The following is a 25,166-nucleotide window of genomic DNA, read 5'->3' as shown; positions in this document are numbered from 1 at the left end:
TCGTCTTGGGTCCAGCCGTTGGCGTTACGCCATCAACTGCGGAGATATCATTGGAAAAGCTTTATAGGAAAAGCCTTCATCGAAACTGGTTTCGACAAGCACATCGAACTGGTTATTGAGTTGCAGTCTTTCCAAAAATGAACGGGGCAGGCGCGAAAACAGTTCCCCCGCCAGATACTCTTCTTGGGTCACCGTCTCGGCGGCGCCTTCGCGCAGGTTGAATGTGTCCTCGCCTCCCCCCGCAAGCAGGCCGGTGGCCGTTATTTTCACCCGCTGCCCTTGGGCGATGAAGGTCCAGGTACCCAAGCGAAAGATCACCTCGTCGGCCACCTGTGCCAGAGAAATTCTGTTACTCGGAGATGCAGGGGAATGGATCTGGAGAGTCGGCCAGCCGCTCGTGATGTCCTTGATTTCCAGATCGAAAACCCTCGACTTGTACGACGGTTCCCCAGGTGGCGTCACTCGATAGAACACGTCCAGGCGTTTGCCCATGTTCGCCGGTAGAGAACGAGGCGGAATGTAGAAACGTTTCGGGTTACCAACCGTGGGATCGGCGATGTGACTGCCGCTGTCGCCGTAGCCTTCCCAGTGCATCTGGACACTGTCTTGCAGACCGATCACGGCCTCGTCTGGCACCTTGATGTAGACGCCTCCCGTAATTCTCGTGGCAAGCAGGTAGCCGCGGTACTCATCATCCTCGCCTTCGCGGATCACACCTTCGATTTCGGGAGGAGGCAGATGCAAGGGTCGCCGCAACATCAACGTCAACGCCATGGAGGTACCGGCGTGACCCGGTCGGGCGTACTGATAGGTCAGTTCTACCGTCTTGCCGTTGTTGGCCGACAGCCACGCATGATCGACATGGACCTGAAGTACCTGGCTGTCCACCGTTGAGGGATCGACGCGCAGCGTCTTGATTTCCCTTGGGTCCCCCACGGCATACAGCACCACCTCATCGTCCACCTGAATCCCGGGATAAGGCTCGATGACCAACGTAATGCCGTTGGGGTGTGCCTCGGGGTCCAGCATTTCATCGGTATAGTCCTTGACGCGAGGCGCCGGCAGCAAAGGGGTTTGTGGCGGCACGATACGCAGCGCCTGCTCGTGGGACTGGCTGGGAACCGTAGGGGTGGCATAGACGATGCTGTAGCTCAACAATGCCGAGCCATTTTCAATGATGTCCAACTGATCGAATGGCACCCTCCATTGCAGGGGTTGCCCCAGGTCGGGCTCGGTCAAGGTTTTGTTGCTGATAAAATCCTCCCAGGGATACCCATCATCGAAAAAACGCTTCATGGTCAACGTCACCCGGTCACCTACCGACATTGCCCGATAAGGCGGCACCACCACGGTGGCCCCGGCGGTGCCTACCAACGACGCCAAGTCCACATCACGGTCATGGGACTCCTTGACCTGCGGCACCGGGAGCCACGCACTCGCCCGGCTACCCACCTGAAAGAAACGACGCAGTGATTCCTCTCCCCGGCCATCCGGCGCGCTTGCATCGTCCATCCGGTACGAATACAACACTTGGCCCTGGTCCAGTGCCCGCAGCACGTCGTTAGGAATTTCGACCCGCATGCCTTCCGGTTTCAACTCACCCAGGCCGATCACCACTCGGTTGTCAGAATGATCGATGATTTCACCCAAAGGACCGCGCCCTCGCCAGGTAGGCCAAAACGCATCTCCTTCGGCGATACCGGGATAATCAATGTAAGTTACAAGATCGGCGCTCCCTAAGTTGTCCAGGTCAACCGTGTTATCCGATCCAAGCATGGGAACTTCTGGCGGAGGTAGCGCAGCGGCCATCATTTGAACTCCCTGGTCGACGTGTCCTGATAGCTGCTGTTTACCTTACCGATGCATCCATCAAGTGTTCTTTTGTTTTACGCCTACTCCAGTGCTCTGCCCACTATCAGAACTGTTAGGCGACCCCGTGATATGACACCTGTTATTATCGCCGCCGGAAGTTGTTATTTCTTCAGGAGCCCGCTTCAGCGGCAATAGGCGCTGTTGAGATACATGGCGTACAACTCGCTTGATTATTCAGCGGCTCAGCACTTCAAGCACCTGTTCAAACTCAGTCAGAGGCAGCGGCAGGATCAGATGGCCCTCGAACTTGCCCCACTCCGGATCATCGAGTTCAGCGAAGATCAGTACAAAACGCTCACTAGCCGCCAAGTCAGCCTGGTACAGCCCTGTTAACGCATCGACGGACCCAGGCCCATTCAGTGCAAGTGCCCATGCGGCGTTCTTGGGTCTGTTATTGACGAGCGCTTGGAGTTGCACCCGCCCTTGCGTGATATCGGTGCTGAGAATTTTCACCGTTATTCCCGGGGTACCTTGCAGCGCCAGGACGTGGACGCTTCGGGTTTGATTCGTCAGGCGGTTCCTGACTTCCACTTCATCAAGTACATAGGTTTTATCCGGGACCACAGGCCCATGGCGATAGGCGTGGTCACCCTCAGGTTTATCGCTGGGTCCCACAGTGCCGCTTTCGTTCACGACAGGGTTCTTGATCGACCAGAGCAGATTGCTCTCACCTAACGCACCTGCCGTCAATTCGACACTGGTTCCGACTTCACAGATCTGGATCAAAGGGTGGACGGACAGTTCGCTCACCAGCACGGTCACCAATGCCGAACTGCGGTAACCCGTAAACTGGTCAATCGCGGTGACCCGTACACGCTTGAAGCGCCCGTCGATCGAGGTAGCCGGTGGGGCCAGGTATAACCCGTCGGCATTGATCGTCCCTGCACCGCCAGTGCTATCGCCCAGGTTTTCCACTGTCCACCGCACCTTGCTGACATTGGGAGTGACACTGAACGGCAGGGTAGCGCCCTGCGACATCAGCGGTTGCATCGGGCTGACGACGAAAGCAGTCAGGGATGGAGCAAGACGACCGAAGTAACCGATATCACGGGGCGAGCGAATCTGAACGCACTGTATCGTTCGCCCGAAATTCATCTTGATGATGTTATTAAGCAGGGGTTTTATTGAAACGCTGAAGTTAAGTTGAAAGCGTAGCGCCTGCAAGATGGACGCCTTGCCCAATTTGTTATGCACTCCCTCAATGATCGACACCGTGGACAGGAGCACCAGAGACATGACAACACTCTCCATGCTTTTGCCAGCTTCAGGATCGGTTTCTGGCTGAGCAGAACTCATTGATGCCGGTGTAATAGTGACCTTGAATAGAACCGGTTTCATGACCGTTTCTGGCGCACCACTGATACCAATGGCATCCTTCAACTCAAATTCGGCCTCCAGCTCGTATAAAAAACTCATCCCCAGATCAAAAGGTCCATTTTCCTCTGCGCTCCCATCCAGGAAGTAGGAATACTTGAGATCATCAGTGCTTTTCGACAGCCAGCGCATGGAGGCTCGACGCTGGCCCAATGTCAAAGTGAACGGTTGAACGCCATTAGCCGGTACGAATGACGTTCCTCGACGCACCACCGCCTCTATCGACCGGCCATTTATGCCTAAAGGGAGCCTGTACTCCGTATCCTCGCCGATTGTCAGCCCCCCGCCTTTCACCACAACGGACTCAAGTTCGCTACCGTTGTACACGTACTCCAAATCGTCGGTACCAAACAGTTTTTTCACGGCATCGATCAGTTTCTGCGACCATCCCCACACCTGTGACAAACGCTCCCAGTCGAATAACACCGTCGCCGAATAGTCTTTGCCGGCATCATTGGGAATCAAATATCTATAGCCTGAGTTGGGACCTGGATAGATCCCTTCGCGATCACCGTCCATGCGCACGAAGGCCAGGATAGCGCCGTTACCATATTCAGCAGACCTGGGGTCGCGGGCCGCCGCGCTGCTTGCCTGGGTGCGCAAGCCAAAGGACTTGGGGTGCATCGACTCATACTTCCCTCGTTCGATTCGGCCCAGGGACCAGATACGCTTGTCATCGGGCAATTGGTTGAACAGATCCTTGAAAAAACTTCCGCCCAATCGCTGTTCGTCCGCCGTCGGGCCAAAGGTCAGGCGAAAATGATCGCTTCTGCGCAGATCCAACAGGATCCGCCCGTCGGCGTCGACATCGCCTGGCACTTGATTCAACAACAAGTCCAGGTACAGCTTCGGCCCCTGCAGCGGGTCAATCTCATCCACGTCGACCGTTTTCCAGCCTGCGCCTTCTTTTTTAAGGGTTAATTGACTTCCGCCGACCACGCTCATGGTCAACATCGCTTTAGAATCGTTGAGATCGGCATTTTCGAATGACAACAACGGAACATCCATTACAAAATCATGAATAAACTTCATCCACTGATTCTCTACGATCGGCACCTGCCCCCTGATCGCGGGCAAATAACTTTGGGAGTCGAAGCGACGTATATATTCCTGGCGCATTAACAAATTCGCCTTGTCTCGCTCCAAGGCAATAATCATTCCCCAGCCCAACAGCCGTGAAGTGTCTGTCATCCAGGCCAGCAAGGCATCCAGCGAATGGCTCGACATAATCCGGACCTCGGTGGCTTGCACCACATTTAATATTGAAAATCGACGAACAACCCCTACTCGTACGCCCTCTTCGATAAAGCGGAGAACCCCGTTGGCGGCGCTTCCGCCAATCCGGCCAAGCCCACGACACCTCTATCGAAGGCTCGATGTTCAAACCGCGCCCAGACTCTCTTTCTTCTACGCCTTACCCATCGATCTGCCCACTATCAGAACTGTTAGGTTACCGGCGCCAACCCGGCTGTTATTGTCGCTATAGGAAGTCGATATTCATTACTTGGCGTTCGCTTTCAGCGGTGATCGGCGCTGGCATTGTTGCTGTCCGACTACACGCCATCGGCGAATTCTAATTATCCTCAAAGAGGTTCATATCAATGACCGCCGCCCGCTCTGTACATTCCAATGCGCTTAACTTCATGAGTTCCGTACAAAACGGCGTTGACCCGCGCACCGGTCTCTACGCAGTGGCGATCAACTTCCCTGAGATACAGACCAATGATTTACGCGGTCCGGGTTTTGCCTTGGCGTTGGTGTACAGCTCACTCAACACCCAGGACAGTGGCTACGGTTATGGCTGGAACCTACAGTTGTCGCAGTACACGCCCAGCAACCAGATCCTGGCCCTGAGCACTGGGGAAACCTTCAAGGTCACCGGCAGCGACAGCGTCAGCGGCCAACTGGTGATGAAGGAGAAGAAACTCGACAGCTTTCACTTCCATCAAGAGGACGAGACCCGCTACCGGGTCGTGCATAAGTCCGGGCTGGTGGAAATACTCCAGGTCATGGGCAGCACGCAGAACGCGGTAGCCCTGCCCGTCGAGATTCGCTCTCCCACGGGGCACAAGGTCACGCTCGGTTATGCGCCGTTCAGCGGCACTCAGCAGATACTGGCCTGGGTCAAGGATGATTCAGGCCAGACGTTGCTGACGCTCGACCGCCAGAGCACGTCCATCGAACTGCTGCTACAGCCTTTCGCCGGCCCCGAAGGAGGGCCGTTGGCGCGTTTCACCATGCTCCTGGAAGGCGCGGACAAATACGTCGCCCGCATCGTTCTGCCCACGCCGAACGAGGCGTCCTGGCGCTTTGGCTACAACCGGATCCGCGATCATCTGTGCATGACCTGGGTAGAGACCCCCGTCGGCGGGCGCGAGGACATCCTCTATCAGGACGGCGGCCATCAGTTTCCCGAAGGCAGCGGACGTCTGCCATTGCCTCGGGTCACCCGGCACCTCACCGCACCAGGTTTCGGCCAGCCGCAGATCGATGTCCGCTACACCTATAAAAGCGAAGACCCCGAGCAGGGTGAGAAAAATTTCCTCGGGGGTGGCCTGCGCCTGAATTGGGATAACGACGGTCTCGACAATCTGTACAAGCACATCGGCGCCTACGAATACGTGTGCATCGAAACCCTCTGGGCGCCCGACGACTCGGACCCGGAACCGCATCCGGTGCGAAAGATCGAACGCAAGTTCAACCAGTTCCATCTGCTGACCCATGAAACGACCACTCAGAACAACAACGTCGAAACGGTGGAAACCACTTACTACCTGACTCCAGGTGTCGAATTCGACCAGCAACCCAACTACTGCCAATTACCCAAGACGGTCAGGACCATCTGGTCGGTACTCGATAATCCGAACCGCAGGCGCAGCGAGACCGTCAGCAGCACGTATGACACATACGGTAATCTGCGGGTACGAACCCAGGCCGATGGCGTTATCGAAACCAGCGTCTGGTATCCCTCTGCGGGGGGCGACGGTTGCCCGGCCGATCCCGAGGGTTTTGTAAGGCAGTTGAAAGAAAAAACCGTCAACCCCGCGCCATCGCCCAATGGGCAGGCCCCGACGCTGTGCACCCGGTATCGCTACAAGGCCTTGTCGACGCTGGAGGATCCCCAGAAAAAGTGGCTCACGGTCGAGAGCCAGACGTTGGTGCAACTGGCATCCAGCAGTGAAACCGATCTGGAGCACACGCTCTTCGAACACATCGACGACCGGACCGACGCCTTCCTGCATGGACGTGTCGCACGCCAGACGGTGACCTTGAATGGCAAGGCCACCCTCGTGGATTACGACTACATCAAATTCGACAGCCCTCAATTCGGCGTCCCCGTGCAGCAAACCCGGGAAACGATGAGCACCCGATTCGACGACGTCAGCAAAGCCACCGTGCGGCAACACTCACTCTACACGTCACAAGAACTGTCGAGCCTGGTCGATGGCGTACAGACCCATTATTACTACGACGCCCTGAATCGACTGACGAAGGAGGTTGTCGCCCCTGATACCGCCTTTACGGCCACCCGCAATTATGAATACACCCTCTGCGCCACGCACGGGCAGCAGGCCGAGCAATTGAACATCAGCGCCAGGCAAATCAAGACCCGCAGCGTTCTCGACGGGTTGGGTCGTTTGATCTTCCAGGAAACCGACCACTTAGACAGCAATCACTCGAGCCGGATCCGACAAACGTATGCGGCCAGTTACAACGCGCTGGGTCAGTTGGCTGAAGAAACGGAATATGACTGGCTGGATGATGAACCCCGTGTGCTCAAGAGCCGCTTGGAGTATGACGACTGGGCACAACAATGCTGCGTGATCGGCCCCGATGGGGTCGAGACCCATCAGCGCCTGGACCCGATCGGGACGGAGCAATCCCAAGGGCCGATCCAGCGCGATTGGCGACAGAGCGCCGGGCCGGCCCCGCAGATCAGCGGCCTGAGCGAGACCTGGCTCAATCGGTTCGGCAAGCCCTCGCAGATTCGGACCCTGGATGCAGCCGGGGAGGAAATTGCGACCGAACTCTACCTCTACGACGGCCTGGGTCGATGCACCCAACACACGGACGCATCGAAATACACCACCCAATTCGTCTATGACCCCTGGGCACGGCTGATCAGCAGCACCCTGCCCGACGACAGTATCGTCAAGCGCACCTACGCCGCGCACAGCACCCTGGAACTGTCGGTGGCCTTGAGCGTAAGCGGTGACGGCGTGAACGAGACTCCCGTAGGAGAACAGGAGTTCGATGGCTTGGGCCGTCTGACCCGGAGCACGTCTGGCACCCGCACCGAGCGCTACACCTACGATGCCGGCCAGATGCAGATCAAGACCAGGGTTACGCCGGCAAACGACACCATCGAATACGAATACAACCTGGCCCTCACCGACGACCCCATCAGCAGTCATGCGCCGGATCAGGACACAGGGTTTACTTACCACCCCACCAGCTCGCGCCTGACCCAGGCACGCAATGAACAAGGCAGCCGCGAGTATGAATACGACACCGCCAACCAACTGCGCGTCGAACGTTGGGTCGACGGGAGAAACAACGCTTGGGAAACCCTGCATTCAAGCTCGATGCAGGGGCGCCCGCTCAAACGTACCGACTTGAAGCAAGACCATAGCGCCGGCCTGGATACCCTCTATGACTACGATGAAGCCGGACGCGTGAAAAGCATCGATCAGGGACAACTCCAGGCCTTGTTCGAATACAACGGCCTGGGCGAACTGCACCGCATCACCACCCGGGACCGGGCGGCGAACAGCACGTTGGTGACGCAAATGCAGTACGACGATCAAGGCCGCGAAATACTGCGCACGCTAACCCTGAACCAACTGCCGCCGCGCACCCAGGCGCAGACGTGGCAGGTCGACGGCCTGCTGCAAACCCGTGAGCTGCAGCAAGATGGGCTCAGCCTGCTCAAGGAGACGTTCGGTTACGATGCCCGGGGCCGGCTGACCAAACATGAGTGCGAGGGCGGCACGTTACCCAGGGACAGCGAAGGAAGAGAGATCCGCAGCCAGATCTTCTCGTTCGACGCCCTGGACAATATCAAGCTGGTGCTGACGAAATTCGCCGACGATAAAACCGAGCGGGCCATCTTCACCTATGACACCGATAATCCCTGCCAACTGCAGGGCATCACCTATTCGCCGTCAAGGGTGACAGCGGACCCCACGTTCAGTTATGACCTCAATGGCTGCCAACTCAACGACGAGCGCGGTCAACGCCTGAGCTACGACAGCCAGAGTCGCCTGCTGGGTGTCGAAAGCCCGGGGGGCCAGGTCATCAGTCAGTACCGTTATGACGGCCACGACAATCTGGTCACCTCAAGACAGGGAAATGACCATGAAATCCTGCGCTTCTACCAAGACGAACAACTGAGCAACCTCGACCAGGACGGTCACCAGACCCACTTTCTCTACCATGCCGACAGTCCCCTGGGGCAACAGGCCTCGGACGACTCCCAGACCCTGTTGTTGCAGACCGACGCGAACCACAGCGTCATCGCTGAAAGCCGTCAGCGGGACCTGCGCACCGCCGTATACAGCGCCTACGGAGAGCGTCACAGCGACGACAGCTTGCGAAGCCTGCTGGCATTCAACGGCGAAATGCGCGACGACGCCAGTGGCTGGTACTTGCTGGGTCAGGGATACAGGGCCTACAACCCGATCCTGATGCGATTCCATAGTCCGGATTCGCTCAGCCCATTCGGCAGCGGCGGTGTGAACCCCTACACCTATTGCCTGGGCAACCCGATCGCCCTGCGTGACCCCACCGGGCACGAGGCGGTCGGCTGGAGTGGCAGGTTGCGGCGGCCAGACGAGGATACTCCCCTGCCGGGGAGCGGCGGAGGTGGCCTGGAGGGTTGGATTGGTGTAGCCCTGGGCGCGGTGTTCGTGGCCATAGGTGTCATTACTACCGTTGCCACGCTGGGCGCTTCGGGCCCTGCGTCCCTGGCGTTTATCCTGGCAGGTACCGCAACCGCGCTCACCGCGGGCTCGACAATTTCCAGCGCCGTGGCGGTTGCCAACAATGATGAGAAAGCGGGCCAATGGGGGCAGTATTTGGGGTATGCAGCACTGGCTGCATCGGCCCCTTTTATTGTCCAGGGGGCCTACAAGGGACTTAAGTCGATACATGCAAAAGCCACCGGCGCCATGGCCAAGGCCAAGCCGGTCCCAGGACTTATTCCTGACAGGTTCAAGGTTGGCGTAAAAGCATCTAATACGGCCAGTTCAAGAAGTGTCGTGCCAGTCGCTCGACAAGGGGCTTCCGGTACCTCTTCAACGATGGCTTCGGCTAATACACTAGCCGATATCCAGCTTCCCTTCTTTCCGAGGGTTCAACGCATTGGCCCAGGTAAGGCAATTGGTCACAGCATTAATCCCCCCAGGGTCCCAACGCCGGGACCCGTCCAAACAGACGTGTTCGGTCCCATGAATCTATTAAGACAACAGCGTGCTGCAGCTGCTAACGACCTTCTCCCGCGCCGTCTCTGGAAAAGAACACAATGGGTTGTCCAGATGCAGGAAGCCGGAATGCAGAAGCCAGGTGCAACCATCCGCGGATGAAACGAACTGGAGAACTTCGGCGACAAAGCCATCCGCTTTGCCGCCGAAGTTTTTGTGACGTCGCCAACAAAGACAAACCTCAAGCAATCAACGTCGGCGTCAGCATCGGAAAACTCTTCCAGGTCTGCTTAGCGTCGAAGCTCACACTCACCCGCACTTCAAGCCCGCTGCCGACCTTGAAACGTTGCAGGTCGGACTTTGCGATTCGGCCGACGTCGATGGTCTGGGCCACTTCCGGCACCGGGGCCTCTGTGAGCACAGGAATCCTGACCGCCTGATTGGCGCTGTCGACGCCCCTGACCTCGATCGTCAGGAATTGGTCGAGGGCCATGAAGGACCAGCGCTGAAGTGTGAACGCGGCGTATCCTCCATTGGCGATGCTTGCCAGCGACAACTTGCCGCCGGAAACCTTGTCGCACTGCACGGTGGGCAAGCCACTCAATTGCTCGACCCGCAGACTGTAGGTGTTCGATCGGTGCGGCTCGACGACCCCGGGCTCGAACACCTCGTAATTCACCGGGATGGTCTTGCCCAAATGCTGGGCGATCTTGTCGTTCGGGATCTTGTAGTCCCTTGAGCCCACCGGGTTCGCAACATCGGTACGAAACGCGCCCACGGTACCTGGCTCGGCCCACTGCACGAATACCCCTTCCCCTTCGTAAATGACTGCGTCCGGCGGGATACTCACCGTTGCACCATTGACCGCATCGAGAGGCCTCAATACGCCGCTGGAGGCGCCACCGGAGGCTTCCTTGACCTTGGATGGCGGCAGGCTGCGCGGGATGGGCGTCGCGGAAACATCCAACTCGACCGGCTCGGAACGCAAGCTCAAGTTACCCGCACGGTCCTGCACCTGATACCACACGTAGCGCCAGCCCTCTCCCCTGTCCCGGATCAAATCGCCCGGGATCGTGACGACCACCGGATCGGAAAAATTCCGGTCATCCAGCTCGATGACGCCGGCCTGATCCTGGGTGCCCGGGGTGGTGCCCCAGTACCAGGTGATCCGGTCCCAGGGTCGAGGGGTTGTGTAGGCTGGCAGATCGACCCGCACCTCGTCGTTGTTCAATTCGAGGTAATGAGCGGTGAGCTTGTTGGGAGGCAGGACTTCAGAGGGGAAAACCAGTTCGCTGTCGGCAGCCAGTATGGGAGGGGTTTTATCGATGGTGACGTTCACCGGGACGCATTCACGAGGTACCGAACCATTCCAGGGCAACACTTGGTAGTACAAGGAATGGACGCCCTCATCCAGCTCGGTGACAGGCACCCTCAACCAGAGGTCCGCCTCCTGGACCGGGCCCTGCAGGAATTTTTCGTCGACCTTAGCCCCTCTCCAAAACAACCGAACGGTATCGGTCATCCCGGGTTCTTGAGCGGCGTCACTCCATAGGTCGAACTCAACCCGTAGCGGCAACAGCCAGGCGTCCTTGCGCAGCAGGTTCTCTTCACCACCGGGAGCCGGGTCGAGCACTCCGATGATATCGGGCGGAGAGAGGTCCACTTTAGGTTCATTGAAACGCTGCTGGTCTCTGGAACTCGACATGGCTGTTGCCTCACTAAAAAGCGAGCCGGCTCATTAGCGTGGTCGGCCTGGCCGGCGGGCGTTGAAATATGAAATTCAGTTCTCACCCATTCACGTCTGGCCCTCATGACCGCACTTACAAACCACGCGGGAGGCCCTTGAGGCCCTCCCCTCGTGAGCGCTCAGATCACCAGTTGTAACGAACACCAAAATTGACACCCCACGGCTGCTCGATCTTGTCACCGTTGCTGTAGTCCAGATCCGCGTGCATCGAGACCTTGTCGGTCAGCGTCATGGACACGCCCGCGCCCAGCTCGCCCCGAGATCCCGACAAGTCGTTGTTGAACTTGTTATCGTTGACCTTGACTTCGTTGTTGTTGGCGAACTCATGGGCATAGGCGACACGCACATACGGCTGCACCACCTTGCCTTCGCCCAGATTGAAATTGCGTCCGGCTGTTGCCCCCAACTTGCCGAGCAACGAATGAGCGCGGTCACCTTCAGCGGACAGACCGTTATCCAGGTCATAATCCTTGCCCTGGATAATCACGCCCGAGAGTTGGGTATAAGGTTCGACGAAATAATCGTCGGCCAGGGCAATGTGCCGGCCGAACTCCAGGGACCCACCGACACCATGGTTGTCATAGTTGCCCTTGGTCTTCTTGCCGTCGCTCAGTTGCACCTTGGATTCATTCTGGAAGCGGTTGAACTTGATCACGCCGTCAAAGTAGTAGCCGCTTTCGTCATCCAGCCAGGTGATGTAGGCGCCCAGGTAATAACTATCGACCGTACCGCTGGTGCCACGGCTCAAATCCAGGTCGGATTTGCTGTAGCCGCCCAACAAGCCGACCAGCCACTGCCCGTCCCCCATCGGCAACGGCGCATCTGCACCGAACGACAGCCCCTGTTGGGTCTGCTGATAGCCCACGCCGGAGCTGGCGCTGACATCGAACTTGTTGCCATAGGCACGCACCCAGCCACCCGCCTTGTTGGCATCCCTGCGTACTTCACCCATGCGACTGCGCAACGTGCTGAGCTCGCCATACCAGACCGTCGGCGCGGTGTTGAACAGCGCCAGCACCGACCGAGTGCCAGGGCTGATGATCCGCGAGGCAATGTCCAGGTACCAGTCATTGTCGCCCTGTTTGATCAGGTCGTAGGAATAGGCGCCCAGATCCACCGGCCCGTTCAGCATGGAGAACTGGGCATCACCGGCGGCAATATGGATAACCGGTATGGCGCCCGCTCCGGTCGGGTCGGCGCCACTGCTGCCCATTAGCACCGTGTGGTTGCCGGTGGCCGTACCGGTGACCTCAAGCGTATCGACCTGGCCGGTGGCGAAGTTGGCATCCATGATGAACGTGCCGTTGCCCGACAGATCACCGACCGACAGTTTATAGAACTCGGTCGGGCTGCCGAACTTGATCGACCCGCCATCCATGGACAGATTGCCCACGGTGCCGTTATCAACCATGTTCCATTGGGCCTGGCTATTGATTGCCAGGTTAGCGACATTCTCCAGCCGCCCGGTCAGGGTTGCCTGGTTTTGCAGAGTGACATTGGCCGTGGCCCCGCCGTCAGCGACGACATCACCGACCAACTGACTGTTGTCGACGGTCATGTTGGCGGTCGAGGAGCCTTTGACTTCCAGGATTCTGCCGTTGCCACCGATCAGGGTCGAACCGTTGCCGACATGAATGTCGGCCGTCGTGGCCGGCAGGCCAAAATCATTGACGACGATCGCTGAACCGGTCTGGCCCTGGACCGTCGTGCCATCGAGCACCAGCCGCCCGGGGGTCGATACGTTCTGGTCCGTGGTCATCACAATGCCATTGAGCCCACCACGAATCGTACTGGCGGTGGCCGATACCCGGCCATTGGCCAGTTGCAGCCCAAAACTGTTCGCGTTGGTGCCCGTCAGCACGGTTTGGTCCAGATCCAACTGACTCAACCCACCGACCAACGCCCCCACATTACCGCCGGAAATAGTGCTGCCCGTGACGGTGGCTGCGGACCCTTGCGAACTGCCTGCCATGTTGCCCAATGACAGCCCAGTGCCAGTGGCGCTGACGTTGCTGCCTTGAATGGTTGCGTTGCTGTCGAGCAAGTCGATGGCGATGCTGCTAGTACCCGAGGTCACGACCGAGCCGTTGAGCGTCAGGGACGATCCACGCTCAGCCCGAATCTGATTCGTCGTCGCACCGTTGGCCGTCAGGCTGGCATTGTTTCTGAGCAGGTAGTTATCGGTGACGACGCTGCCGTCGATCGCCAACGTGTCGTTGTCGATGATCCGCGCCAGCAAAGGCGTGCTGCCCATCAACAATGGCAGGAGGGCTACCCACTTCAAAGATATCGATAATGGGCTCAATACGAAGGAGTTCTTAGCTTTCATCAGACACCGCAAAAGTAAACTGTCAAAGAGTAGGTTCGCCGTGACCGACGATCTGTGCTTGAACTTGCAAAGGCGGCGAATAATAGAGAGACAGCTCCTTAGGGTATGTAGGAATAATCCGAAAACAGCTAAGAAGAATTACCCTGCCATCAGCAGCAGGAGGACAACCGCCCTCCTGCTACCGAACGAGGCAACACTTCACGGCCTGGGAATCACACAGTGCCCCCCGTTTTCGAATACGGCGATCATCACGGTCACCAGATCAGAACTGACGTCCTGACCGCGGATGTTGATCGTGTACTTCACTTTTCCATAGCCGTACTGATCACCGGTGTCATAGGTAGGTTTCAGATACGTGTCATAGTCAATGAACCAGAAAATGCCATTCATCTCCTGCTCCTGAGTGACGACAATGACTTCTTCAAGTTCGGTGTTTGGTAATTCCACATCGTCTTTACCATAGGTTTGCCACTCGGCAGTAACCTCAACATCCTTCTTCACATAATCGGAGGGTGGGATATGGACCCGAATCCCCCACACGCCGTTTTGCTCAACCAGTGCCTCGCAATTCAACGGATAAGGAACGTCTTGATCCGGAAAAGTAGGCTCTTCGAGGTCAATAACTTCGACATTGACGTCGACGAAGGTACGACGTGACTCCGGTTTGTTCGTGAAACCCGTTCGAGTCAGGGTGTAGTACATCGGCAATTGGGACATCACGGGCGTCTGTTGTATGACGCTCCAGAGAATGATTCTTTCAACTTCCTGGTTTGGCGTTTCACTGCCATCGACGACATAAGGGGGGGACACCGCCACGCCGTTCCAGTAGAGCGTCAACGTGTCGCCGACCTGCGGATCATCGTACAGCGTTATGAAAGCCGAGGCGGGCTCACCAATATCAGCCTCGGTCAACTCGGTATCGCTGTTCGAGTGGCTCTTGAACCTGATCAACGCCAACGCTGGGTTGATGGGCCCCGGATCCCCGGTTCCCGGGCCAGGGATTGCCAAGTCCACGTTGACGTCGATTTTGCCCGGAGACGCAGTCGGGTACGGACCTCGCAGCACCTCATAATCCACTTCCGTCACCTGCACATTAGTGCCGTTAAAATCATATTCATCCCTTATATGCGTCCAGGGCACGGTGATTTGCAGTGGGAACGGAAGGTGCGAGCCGACCGGCGTCTCCGCAAGCTTGGTGGTTCCCCATCGGATGACAATCCCGTCGTAGGCATCCCAGTTCGTGTATTCGCCAATCTCCACCTTGGTTGGAAAACCCGCATCGACCCAATCAATGAGGTTGTCGGCAGCCAACGGGACGCTGGGAGCACGTAAATTGGTCGGTAGATTGCCCAAGGCGACCACAACTTCAACCGGGAACGGCATATCGCTGCGGTTACCCGCCTTGTCGAACAGGAAATACACGACATAGTGAAGTTTCGAGCCCAGGCGCGTCACAATATCTTTAGGCACCAGTATCTGCCGAGTCGGTGGGAGCAATCCCAGATACGCCAGGTCGCCGGGATCCATGTCCGAAGTCGGTGGCTTATCCAGCCAGGCTACGGCAACAGTGACAGACTCTTTCTTGTCTTCAGTGAAATCAGGAATCTCGCATCTGACGCCACCGTCCTGATCCAGGATGGCCGTCGTGATCGGCTGTTGGGGCAGGATGATGATGCGCTCCGGTACGTCGGGCCTGATGGGCCCCGTCCTATCGATCGTAATCGGCGCCGTGAAAGATAGCGTTTCTGTGGACGAGTTCCACTCCTTCACTCGGTACCTGAGCTGAAACGTCCCTTCATAGCTTTCAAAGATCGTCAGCGGAATTTGCCGGTCCAGAGGAAATTGATCAGAGGGCAGCGCACCGCTGTCGGGAACATCTTCACTGTGAAACTCCAAAAACTCCGACGAACTGGCAGGTTTCCAATCCAGGTACAGTTTATTGAAGAACGGAAGTCCCGGATCCGGACGATTTGGCCATTCAGGAATCTTGATCTGCAAGGGCGCGTCGATTTTGCTGATGGGTATCAAACCGTCGGCGTCGCCGGGGATGGCATCCACCACGATGGGCGCTCTGAACTCCAGCGTCTCGCCTCCTTTGAAGAGTTGTTTGCGATAGTTGGCCCGTACCTGTTCCGCCGTTGGACGTGTGCTTGAACCTGCCATGCTCGCCGCTCCAAAACCGTTTGGGTTTAGCCATGAAGGGATTTCATGGCCTGTCAAAACGCGTTCGGCGGTTCGACTCACGGCCCAAAGGAAACACCAGCCCTGTCGCTCCGCCCGGCTCTAGAAGCCTGAGCAAAATTAAGCGCCGATTTTTCGAAGCACGATACTGTCAGAGTTGACAGGTCACCCAGGCACGTTCAACCCAACACCACCCCCACCAACACCGCCACCTCCAGCAACTCCAACAACGCCCCCGCCGTATCCCCGGTGCAGCCCCCCAGCCGGTTGACCATCATCCGGCGCACGCCGATGAACGCTGCCGCGGCCACCAGCAGGGCCAGTACACCCAACCATCCCGCCAGCCACACGCAGCCCAGCGCAGCGCCTAGCAACACCTGCCAACCGGCGCGCCGTGGGAGATGATCGGCCAATGCCTGCCCCAACCCGCCGGCGCGCACGTAAGGCGTGGTCAGGAACAGCGCAAGCAACGCCCCGCGCCCCAGGACCGGGACAATGAGCAACGCCAGGGCCTGGCCTTGCTCGACCAGCGCCAGCAGCGCGGTGAACTTAAGCAGCAGCACCAGTACCAGGGTGACGACGGCGATCGGTCCGCTGCGTGGGTCTTTCATGATCAGCAAGGTGCGTTCACGGTCGCCGAAGCCGCCGAGCCAGGCATCGGCGCTGTCGGCCAGGCCGTCGAGGTGCAGGCCACCGCTGAGCAACACCCAGGCGCTCAACAGCAATGCGGCGTGAAGCATTGGCGGCGACCCACCCAGCAGCGCATCGAGCATCCAGAGCAGGCCGCCGAACAACAACCCTACCAACGGATAGAACAGCAATGAGCGGCCCAGTTGTTCGGGCTCGGGCATGCCCGGCAAGCGTATTGGCAGGCTGCTGAGAAATTGCAGGGCGATCCAGAACGGCAGCATCGGCTCAGGCCTCTTCCGTCAGGGTCGGGCCGGACGTCACCCGCAGGGCGAACAACGCACCGTGGCCGACCTCGACGTTGAGCAGTTGCTCGCGCGGCAGGCCCCGGGCCTGGGCCAGCAGCAAGCGCATCACGCCACCGTGGCTGACCAACAGGACCCGCTGGCCAGCATAGGCGCTGTGCAAGCGTTCGATGGCGGCCAGCACCCGCCTGGAAAACGCCAGCACCGGCTCGCCGTCGGGGGGCGTGAAACCGTAGGGGTCGGCCCAGAAGCGGCCCAGGGCATCGGCATCGGTGTCCATCAACGCCGCCGCGCTGCGGCCTTCCCAGGCGCCGAAATGCAGTTCTTGCAGGTCCTTGTCCACCTGCACCGGCACGCCGAGACGGGCGCCGAGCTGCTCGGCGAAACGGGCGCACCGTTGCAGCGGCGAACTCACCAGCCGATCCCACGGGCCGCCCGTTTCGACCGCCGCGTGCATCTGCGCCCAGCCCTTGGCGGTCAGGGCATCGTCGAGGCTGCCGCGCAAGCCGCCACCCAACTCGGTTTCGCCGTGGCGCAGCAGGTCCAGGCGCAAGGTCATGCCGGGCGGTCCGCCACGGCCGCTTCGGCAAACGTCGCCATCTGCCGGTGCAGGTCACAGGCCAGGCGCAACAACGGCACCGCCAGCGCCGCGCCACTGCCCTCGCCCAAACGCAGGCCGAGGTCGAGCAGCGGTTCGGCGCCGAGGGTTTCCAGCACATGGCGATGGCCGGGCTCGGCGCCGCGATGGCTGAACAGCAGCCATGACCGGCACTCAGGGTTCAGGCGCACCGCCAGCAACGCGGCGACGCTGCAAATGAAGCCGTCCACCAGCGCCGCGACACCCTGCTGGGCGCAGGCCAGGTAAGCCCCGGCCAACGCGGCGATTTCAAACCCGCCAAGGTTGAACAGCGTCTGCAACGGGTCGTTGCACTGGGCCGCGTGCAACGCCAGGGCGCGCTCGATCACCTGGGCCTTGCGATTGACACCGGCTGCGTCCAGTCCGGTGCCGGGCCCGACCAGATGCGCCACCGGGCAATCGAGCAAGGCACAGGCCAGGGCGCTGGCGGCCGTGGTGTTGCCGATGCCCATCTCGCCGCCGATGAACAGCTGGCTGCCGGCGGCGACGGCTCGCAACACGCTGTCGCGTCCAGCCTGCAACGCCAGCTCACCCTGGGCCACGGTCATGGCCGGGCCCTGGACAAAATTCGCCGTGCCGGGCCCGACCTGCAAATGCCGCACACCGGGCAGGTCCAGACTCGGGGTCACGGTGCCCAGGTCCACCACCTCCAGCGTGGCCCCCAACTGCCGCGCCAGGACGCTGATGGCCGCGCCACCGCTGACGAAGTTGAGCAGCATCTGTCCGGTGACTTCCTGGGGAAACGCCGACACACCTTCGGCCACCACGCCATGGTCACCGGCGAAGATCGCGATCGACACGGCCTCCAGCCTCGGTTTGACCTGCCCCTGCAGCCCTGCCAATTGCACCGCAACCGTTTCCAGTTGCCCGAGGGAGCCGGCCGGCTTGGTCAGTTGTTGCTGACGTGCCGTGGCCTGTTCCAGGGCCAGGGTGTCGAGGGGCTTGCATGGGTCCAGCCACCAGCGGTGATTCATAACGCACTACCTTTGAGAGTCAGGGGCAGGCCGGCGACGGTCAGCACGACGCGCTGACAACGTTCGGCCAGGGCTTGATGCAGCCAACCGGCTTCATCGACGTAACGGCGAGTCAGCTCGCCCAGCGGCACGACACCCATGCCGGTTTCGTTGCTGACAAAAATGATTTCACCGGGCAGCGCAGCGAGGCTGTCCAGCAGGGCCTCGCGTTCGGTGTTCAATTGTTCGGGGTTGTCGAGCATCAGCAGGTTGGTCAGCCACAGGGTCAGGCAGTCCACCAGCAGGCAGCGACCAGGCGCGGCGTGTTCTCGCAGCACTCGGGCCAGGGCCAGCGGCTCTTCCACCAGCACCCATTCGGTCGGGCGCCGGGCACGGTGCTGGGCGACGCGGGCGCTCATCTCGCCGTCCAGGGGTTGGCTGGTGGCGATGTAGGTCACGGGCAATTGGCTGTCGGCGGCGAGTTTTTCTGCCAGGCGGCTTTTGCCGGAGCGGGCGCCGCCCAGGATGAGTTGGAGCATGGTGGTATACCTTTTATTGGCGGTGTGGCGACTGGCGCCTTCGCGAGCAAGCCCGCTCCCACAGGGACTCATTGTGTCTATGAAATTTATGGTCACCGCAGATCCCCTGTGGGAGCGGGCTTGCTCGCGAAGAGGCCAGCAGCACCACCTCAAATCCCACAGAGTTCACGCAACACCCCTACATCCAGATGCCGCTCCACCAGGTCCGCCAACCGCTCGATGTCCCGCTCGCGCAACCCGTGGTAATCCACCATCTGCACATCCGCCAAACCGGCCCAACGCAACAAGGCGCTGCTGGCCTCGGGTGACTCGAACAGTCCATGCAAGTAAGTACCAAAGATCTGCCCGTCGAGGCTCTGGGCGCCATCGCAACGGCCATCGTCCAGTTGCACCGCCGGGTGTTCCAAGGCTGGGCCTGTGGTCACGCCCGCGTGGATCTCATAGCCGCGGACCTCGGCGTCTTCCAGAGTCAGCCGTCCTCGTACATTGCGCAGTTGCTTCTCGCATTCCAGCGTCGTTTCAAATTCCAGCAAACCCAGGCCGGCACTGGAACCCGCCGCACCTTCCAGGCCCAACGGGTCGTGGACCTGCTCGCCGAGCATCTGCAAGCCGCCGCAAATGCCCAACAGTTTGCCGCCGTAGCGCAAGTGCCGCTGCAACGCGGCTTCCCAGCCGTTGGCGCGCAGGTAGGCCAGGTCGCTGCGCACGCTTTTGGAGCCCGGCAGGATGATCAGGTCGGCCGGCGGGATCGCCTGGCCAGGGCCGATGAATTGCAGCTCGACCTGCGGGTGCAGGCGCAGCGGATCGAAGTCGGTGTGATTGCTGATGCGCGGCAGCACCGGCACCACCACCTTGAGTACCTGTTCGGCCTTGTCGGCCTGGCGCTGGTCGAGGCCGTCCTCGGCTTCCAGGTGCAGGTCCATCACGTAGGGCAGCACGCCCACCACCGGTTTGCCGGTACGCGCCTCCAGCCAGTCCAGCCCCGGTTGCAGCAAGGCGATGTCGCCGCGAAAACGGTTGATGACGAAGCCCTTGACCCGTGCCTGTTCGCTGGGCGACAGCAGTTCCAGAGTGCCCACCAGATGGGCGAACACCCCGCCGCGATTGATGTCGGCGATCAGCAGCACGGGGCAGTCCACTGCCTCGGCAAAACCCATGTTGGCGATGTCGCCGGCGCGCAGGTTGATCTCCGCCGGCGAGCCCGCGCCTTCGACCATCACCACCGGGTAGGCCGCGCTCAAGCGCGCGTGGGAGGCCAGCACCGCCTGCATCGCGATGGCCTTGTAATCGTGATAGGCCACGGCATTCATGGTGGTGACAGCGCGGCCATGGATGATCACCTGGGCGCCGGTGTCGCTGTTGGGCTTGAGCAGCACCGGGTTCATGTCGGTGTGCGGCTCAAGGCCCGCAGCCTGGGCCTGCACCGCCTGGGCGCGGCCGATCTCGCCGCCGTCGGCCGTCACCGCGCTGTTGAGGGCCATGTTCTGCGGCTTGAACGGCACCACGCTGATCCCTTGGCGCCTAACCCAGCGGCACAGCGCCGTGACCAGGGTACTTTTGCCGGCATCGGAGGTGGTGCCTTGCACCATCAAGGTGGTCATGGCGTGTCCTTGGCGTAGGCCTCTAAAGCCTGTTCGAGGCGCAGGAATTCGCGGTCATCGGCCGGAAGCCCGAAGCGCAGGCTGCTGGTATTTACGAACACGCGCAGGAGAATGCCGCGCCGGGCCATGAACGCGTGAAGCGGTTGGGCGTGTTCGGTCACCAGCCATTGGAACAATCCGCAACCGCCCTGGGGCTTGAAGCCATGTCGCTCCAGCGTGGAGGCCAGGCGCTGGCTGGTGTGCTCGCAGCGTTGGCGCTGGCGCAGTTGGGCGGCGGTGTCCAGCAGGCACGTCTGGCCCAGCACCCGGGTCGGCCCGCTGACGGCCCACGGCCCGACTTGTTCGGCGAGCAGCCTGAGCAAATGCCGCTCGGCCAATACAAACCCCAGGCGCACCCCGGCCAGGCCAAAAAACTTGCCAAAGGAACGCAGCACGATCAGTCCGACCTGATGGCTGTGCCTGGCCAGGCTGTGTTGCGGGGTGACGTCCATGAAGGCTTCATCCACCACCAGCCAGCCCCCGCGCTGGGCCAGCCGGGCATGCCAGTCCAGCAGGCGCTCGGGGTCCAGGCTCACACCGGTGGGGTTGTTCGGGTTGACCACCACCAGCACGTCGAGGCTGTCGAGGAAGAAATCCACTTCGGCTTCGAGCACTTCGCGCACGATGTAGCCGCTGCGCCGCCAGGCCTCGGCGTGCTCGGCATAGCACGGCGACAACACGCCGACCTTGCCGGCCCGGCGCAAGCGCGGCAGCAGTTGGATCGCCATCTGCGAACCGGCCACCGGCAACACCTGCGCCGCGCCATAGTAGTCGCAGGCCGCCTGCTCCAGGCCGTCATCGGTCTCCGGCAAACGTGCCCAGGCGCGCAGCGGTATCGGCGGAACGTCGAATGGCCACGGCGCAAGGCCACTGGACAAGTCGAGCCAGTCAGCCTCGGCGATGCCATAGTGCAGGGCCGCGTTGCGCAGGCGCCCCCCGTGCTCAAGCATAGAACTCAGCTCCCAGGCAAAGAATCAGCAACCACAACCATACCCCCCGCTGGACCAATTGCCAGCCGCGATCGATGGAGTCGGCACTCGCCGGCACGCCCTCGCCCAGCGGCGGGCGCTGGTGCAGCTCGCCGTGATACACCGCCGCCCCACCCAGCTCGACCCCCAGGGCACCGGCACCGGCGGCCATCACCGGCCCGGCATTCGGGCTGTCCCAGGTCGGGCCCTGGCGGCGCCAGCACGTGAGGGCCAGGCGGGTCTTGCCGAGCAGCGCGTAGGTCAGCGCCACCAAACGCGCCGGGATGTAGTTGAGCAGGTCATCGATTTTTGCCGCCGCCCAACCGAAGCGCTCGAAGCGTTCGTTGCGGTAGCCCCACATGGCGTCGAGGGTATTGCTCAACCGGTACAACACCACGCCGGGCGCGCCGGCCACGGCGAACCAGAACAGCGCGGCGAACACCGCGTCACTGCCGTTTTCCAGGACCGATTCGGTGGCGGCGCGGGCCACGGCGGTTTCGTCCAGCTCGCGGGTTTCGCGGCTGACCAGGTAGCCGACGCGCTGGCGCGCCTTTTCGAGATCGCCGCTGCGCAACGCCTGGGCCACCGGTTCGACGTGCTCACCGAGGCTGCGAAGGCCAAGGGCGCAGTACAACGCCAGGATCTCCACCAGCCACCCCACCATCGGTGCCCAGGAAAGTGCCGTGGCGAGCAGCGTCAGTGGCACCACGGCGATAATCCAGGCCGTCACCCCATGGCTGCGCCAGCCCCGCCCGCCGGCGTTGAAACGCCGTTCGATACGCTCGGCGAAACCGCCGAACGCCACCAGTGGATGGCCGCGCCGGGGCTCGCCCAGCAGCGCATCCAGGGCCACCGCGGCGGCACTGAGCAACGCCACGCTCATGGGCTCACTCCCCAACGGTTTTCATACAGCAGTTCATTCAGCGGACGCGGCTGCGCCCAGCCTTCGAGGGCGAGCATCGGTGCCGGATAAAACCCCTCGACCGGGCCCAGGCAGAGGATCGCCAGCGGCTTGGCACCAGCGGGCAGCCCCAACAGGTCGGCCAGGGCCTGGGGCTCGAACAGCGACACCCAGCCCATCCCCAGCCCTTCGGCGCGGGAGGCCAGCCACAGGTTCTGGATCGCGCAGGACAGCGAGGCCAGGTCCATTTCCGGCAAGGTCCGGCGACCGAAGATGTGCCGCTCGCGGTCGTCCATCAACGCTGCCACCAATACTTCGGCGCAATCGTTGACGCCTTCGACCTTGAGTTTCATGAACGCATCGCTGCGCTCGCCCAGGGCCTCGGCGGTGCGCACACGCTCCTGCTCCACCAGCCGATGGATGTCGCGGCGCAAGGCGCGGTCGCTGATACGGATGAACCGCCAGGGTTGCATCAGGCCGACGCTGGGCGCCTGGTGCGCAGCCTCCAGCAAGCGACGCAGCAGGGCCGGCTCGACCGTGCCACCGCTGAAATGGCGCATGTCGCGGCGCTCGGCGATGGCACGGTAGACGGCGTCGCGTTCGGCCTGGGAGAAAGCGGTGTCGGTCATGGGCTCTTCGCGAGCAAGCCCGCTCCCACATTGGCTAGCGTTGCACTTGAGATCACTGGATCCCCTGTGGGAGCGAGCTTGCTCGCGATAGCGGTCTCAGGATAAGGCGCAAACAACGCGGCAATCGCCCGCGGATTGGACGGAAAATAAAAATGCACATAGGAAGCCGTCATCCGCCCTTGCCGGAAAACCGCTTCCGCGCCACGCCCGCCATTGGGACTGTGCCCCCGGGCAATCGGCACAAGCTCGGTGCTGGTCAACGAATGATGATAAGTGTGCCCGCGCAAGGTGCCTTCCGGCAGTTCCACCGATTGCAGCGCCAGGGCCGCCAGGCGTTTTTGCATCTGCGCTTCGCCGGCCAGCAAGCCCAGCAGTTCAGCGCGGGTGCCGTCGACGTCGGTCAAGCAATCCAGCAGATACAGCATGCCACCGCACTCCGCGAGCAATGGCTTGCCGGCTGCATGATGAGCCCGGATCGCCGTCAGCATCGCGGCATTTTCAGCCAACGCAACGTGGTGCAGCTCGGGGTAACCGCCGGGCAAGTAAAGGCTGTCAGCCTCAGGCAGCTCGGTGTCATGAATCGGCGAAAAGAAATGCAATTGCGCGCCCATGGCCCGCAGCAGGTCGAGACTCGCGCCGTAGGTGAAGGCAAACGCCTCGTCGCGGGCCACGGCAATGCGCACACCGTCGAGCCACGGCTCGGGGTTGATGACTTCAGGCGCGGCGAACTCGACGGCGGGCGGCAACGCGACCTCGCAACTGCCGGCCAGGGCATCGGCGGCGGCATCGAGGCGCAGGTCGAGGTCATTCAATTCACTGGCCTGAACCAGACCGAGGTGGCGGCTGGGCAGTTCGATGCCGGTTTCCCGAGACAGTGCGCCGTACCAACGCAAGCCTTCGGTCAGGCTGCCTTCGAGCAATTGTGCATGGCGCAGGGTGCCGACGCGGTTGGCCAGGACCCCGGCGAATGGCAAGTCCGGCTGATAGCGCGCCAAGCCCAAGGCCAGAGCGCCGAACGTCTGGGCCATGGCCGTGCCATCGATCACCGCCAGCACCGGCACGCCGAAATGCCGCGCCAGGTCGGCACTGGAGGGGGTGCCGTCGAACAAACCCATCACCCCTTCGATCAGGATCAGGTCGGCCTCGGCGGCGGCTTCCCACAGCAGTCGCCGGCTTTCCTGCTCGCCGACCATCCACATGTCCAACTGGTAGACCGGCGCGCCGCTGGCACGCTCGAGGATCATCGGGTCGAGGAAGTCCGGGCCGCACTTGAAGACGCGCACCTTGCGCCCCCGATTGCGATGCAGGCGCGCCAGGGCGGCGGTGACGGTGGTCTTGCCCTGGCCCGAAGCGGGGGCCGCGATCAGCACCGCCGGACAATGGCGGCTCGGGGCGACATGACTCACAGTTCGACGCCCTTCTGCGCCTTGATCCCGGCCTGGAACGCATGCTTGACCATGCCCATCTCGGTCACGGTGTCGGCCAGCTCGATCATCTCAGGCTTGGCGCCGCGTCCGGTCACTACGACATGCTGCATCGGCGGACGCGCCTGCAAATCGCTGAGAACCTGATCGAGGTCGAGGTAACCGTGCTTGAGGGCGATGTTCAACTCGTCGAGCACCACCAGGCCGATGGCCGGATCGCTGAGCAATTGCCGTGAGACGGCCCAGGCGGCTTCGGCGGCAGCGATGTCGCGCTGGCGGTCCTGGGTTTCCCAGGTGAAGCCTTCGCCCATGACATGAAAGCGCACCTGCTCGGGGAAACGGCGGAAAAACAGTTCCTCGCCGGTGCTGTTGCGCCCCTTGATGAACTGCACCACGCCGCATTGCATGCCGTGGCCCATGGCCCGCGCCAGCATGCCGAACGCCGAGCTGCTCTTGCCCTTGCCGTTGCCGGTCAGCACCAGCAGCAGGCCGCATTCATTCGGCGAGTTGGCGATGCGTTCGTCGATCACCGCCTTCTTGCGCAGCATGCGCGCCAGGTGGCGTTCGTCGCGATCGGGCGTATCGGTCATGGGGGAGCTCTCCGTTGGGGTTGAAACG

16 protein-coding genes are annotated in these 25,166 nt (G+C 60.9%); 1 reads left to right on the top strand and 15 read right to left on the bottom strand.

Annotated elements, in window-relative coordinates; translation table 11 throughout:
* Positions 1-24: 24 nt before the first annotated feature.
* On the bottom strand, positions 25-1,812 hold the full coding sequence (locus AD664_RS08815; protein ID WP_157061556.1) for a hypothetical protein: 1,788 nt from the start codon (positions 1,810-1,812) through the stop codon (positions 25-27).
* A gap of 234 nt (positions 1,813-2,046) precedes the next feature.
* Positions 2,047-4,473 (bottom strand): hypothetical protein, encoded by a 2,427-nt coding sequence (locus AD664_RS08810; RefSeq protein WP_053145945.1) that lies wholly within the window; start codon positions 4,471-4,473, stop codon positions 2,047-2,049.
* 416 nt (positions 4,474-4,889) lie between these two features.
* Here AD664_RS08810 and AD664_RS08805 point away from each other — a divergent pair, with 416 nt between their 5' ends.
* Positions 4,890-9,830, top strand: a complete 4,941-nt coding sequence (locus AD664_RS08805) for an RHS repeat domain-containing protein (protein WP_256207089.1) — start codon at positions 4,890-4,892, stop codon at positions 9,828-9,830.
* A gap of 79 nt (positions 9,831-9,909) precedes the next feature.
* Here AD664_RS08805 and AD664_RS08800 read toward each other — a convergent pair whose 3' ends face one another.
* From AD664_RS08800 to cobO, 13 genes are all read right to left on the bottom strand, one after another.
* Positions 9,910-11,373 (bottom strand): hypothetical protein, encoded by a 1,464-nt coding sequence (locus tag AD664_RS08800; protein WP_053145943.1) that lies wholly within the window; start codon positions 11,371-11,373, stop codon positions 9,910-9,912.
* 166 nt (positions 11,374-11,539) lie between these two features.
* Entirely contained in the window at positions 11,540-13,744 is a 2,205-nt protein-coding gene (locus AD664_RS08795) for an autotransporter outer membrane beta-barrel domain-containing protein (protein ID WP_053145941.1), read from the bottom strand.
* 198 nt (positions 13,745-13,942) lie between these two features.
* A complete protein-coding gene (locus AD664_RS08790; RefSeq protein WP_053145939.1) occupies positions 13,943-15,907 on the bottom strand; it encodes a hypothetical protein in 1,965 nt (654 codons plus the stop codon).
* A gap of 197 nt (positions 15,908-16,104) precedes the next feature.
* A complete protein-coding gene (locus AD664_RS08785; RefSeq protein WP_053145937.1) occupies positions 16,105-16,836 on the bottom strand; it encodes an adenosylcobinamide-GDP ribazoletransferase in 732 nt (243 codons plus the stop codon).
* A 4-nt stretch (positions 16,837-16,840) separates the two neighbouring features.
* Positions 16,841-17,416: an alpha-ribazole phosphatase family protein gene (gene cobC, locus AD664_RS08780; protein ID WP_053145934.1), complete on the bottom strand. Its 576-nt coding sequence runs from the start codon at positions 17,414-17,416 to the stop codon at positions 16,841-16,843.
* Positions 17,413-18,468, bottom strand: a complete 1,056-nt coding sequence (gene cobT, locus AD664_RS08775; RefSeq protein ID WP_053145932.1) for a nicotinate-nucleotide--dimethylbenzimidazole phosphoribosyltransferase — start codon at positions 18,466-18,468, stop codon at positions 17,413-17,415. The genes cobC and cobT overlap by 4 nt, the downstream gene beginning before the upstream one ends.
* A complete protein-coding gene (cobU, locus tag AD664_RS08770; RefSeq protein ID WP_053145930.1) occupies positions 18,465-18,986 on the bottom strand; it encodes a bifunctional adenosylcobinamide kinase/adenosylcobinamide-phosphate guanylyltransferase in 522 nt (173 codons plus the stop codon). Before cobU ends, cobT begins: the two co-directional genes overlap by 4 nt.
* A gap of 149 nt (positions 18,987-19,135) precedes the next feature.
* On the bottom strand, positions 19,136-20,587 hold the full coding sequence (locus AD664_RS08765; RefSeq protein WP_053145928.1) for a cobyric acid synthase: 1,452 nt from the start codon (positions 20,585-20,587) through the stop codon (positions 19,136-19,138).
* Positions 20,584-21,576, bottom strand: coding sequence for a threonine-phosphate decarboxylase CobD (gene cobD, locus AD664_RS08760; protein WP_053145926.1), 993 nt, complete (start codon positions 21,574-21,576; stop codon positions 20,584-20,586). Before cobD ends, AD664_RS08765 begins: the two co-directional genes overlap by 4 nt.
* Positions 21,569-22,477 (bottom strand): adenosylcobinamide-phosphate synthase CbiB, encoded by a 909-nt coding sequence (cbiB, locus tag AD664_RS08755; RefSeq protein ID WP_042728545.1) that lies wholly within the window; start codon positions 22,475-22,477, stop codon positions 21,569-21,571. Before cbiB ends, cobD begins: the two co-directional genes overlap by 8 nt.
* Positions 22,474-23,124 (bottom strand): 5,6-dimethylbenzimidazole synthase, encoded by a 651-nt coding sequence (bluB, locus tag AD664_RS08750; protein WP_053145924.1) that lies wholly within the window; start codon positions 23,122-23,124, stop codon positions 22,474-22,476. Before bluB ends, cbiB begins: the two co-directional genes overlap by 4 nt.
* Positions 23,121-24,530, bottom strand: coding sequence for a cobyrinate a,c-diamide synthase (locus AD664_RS08745; protein WP_053145922.1), 1,410 nt, complete (start codon positions 24,528-24,530; stop codon positions 23,121-23,123). The genes bluB and AD664_RS08745 overlap by 4 nt, the downstream gene beginning before the upstream one ends.
* Positions 24,527-25,138: a cob(I)yrinic acid a,c-diamide adenosyltransferase gene (gene cobO, locus AD664_RS08740; protein WP_053145920.1), complete on the bottom strand. Its 612-nt coding sequence runs from the start codon at positions 25,136-25,138 to the stop codon at positions 24,527-24,529. The genes AD664_RS08745 and cobO overlap by 4 nt, the downstream gene beginning before the upstream one ends.
* Between the last annotated feature and the right edge of the window lie 28 nt (positions 25,139-25,166).

The sequence above is a fragment of the Pseudomonas sp. P97.38 genome (assembly GCF_001269745.1).
GTDB lineage: Bacteria > Pseudomonadota > Gammaproteobacteria > Pseudomonadales > Pseudomonadaceae > Aquipseudomonas > Aquipseudomonas chlororaphis_E.
Note: the sequence above shows the minus strand (reverse complement) of the source record. Positions and strands in the feature narration are given on the sequence as shown.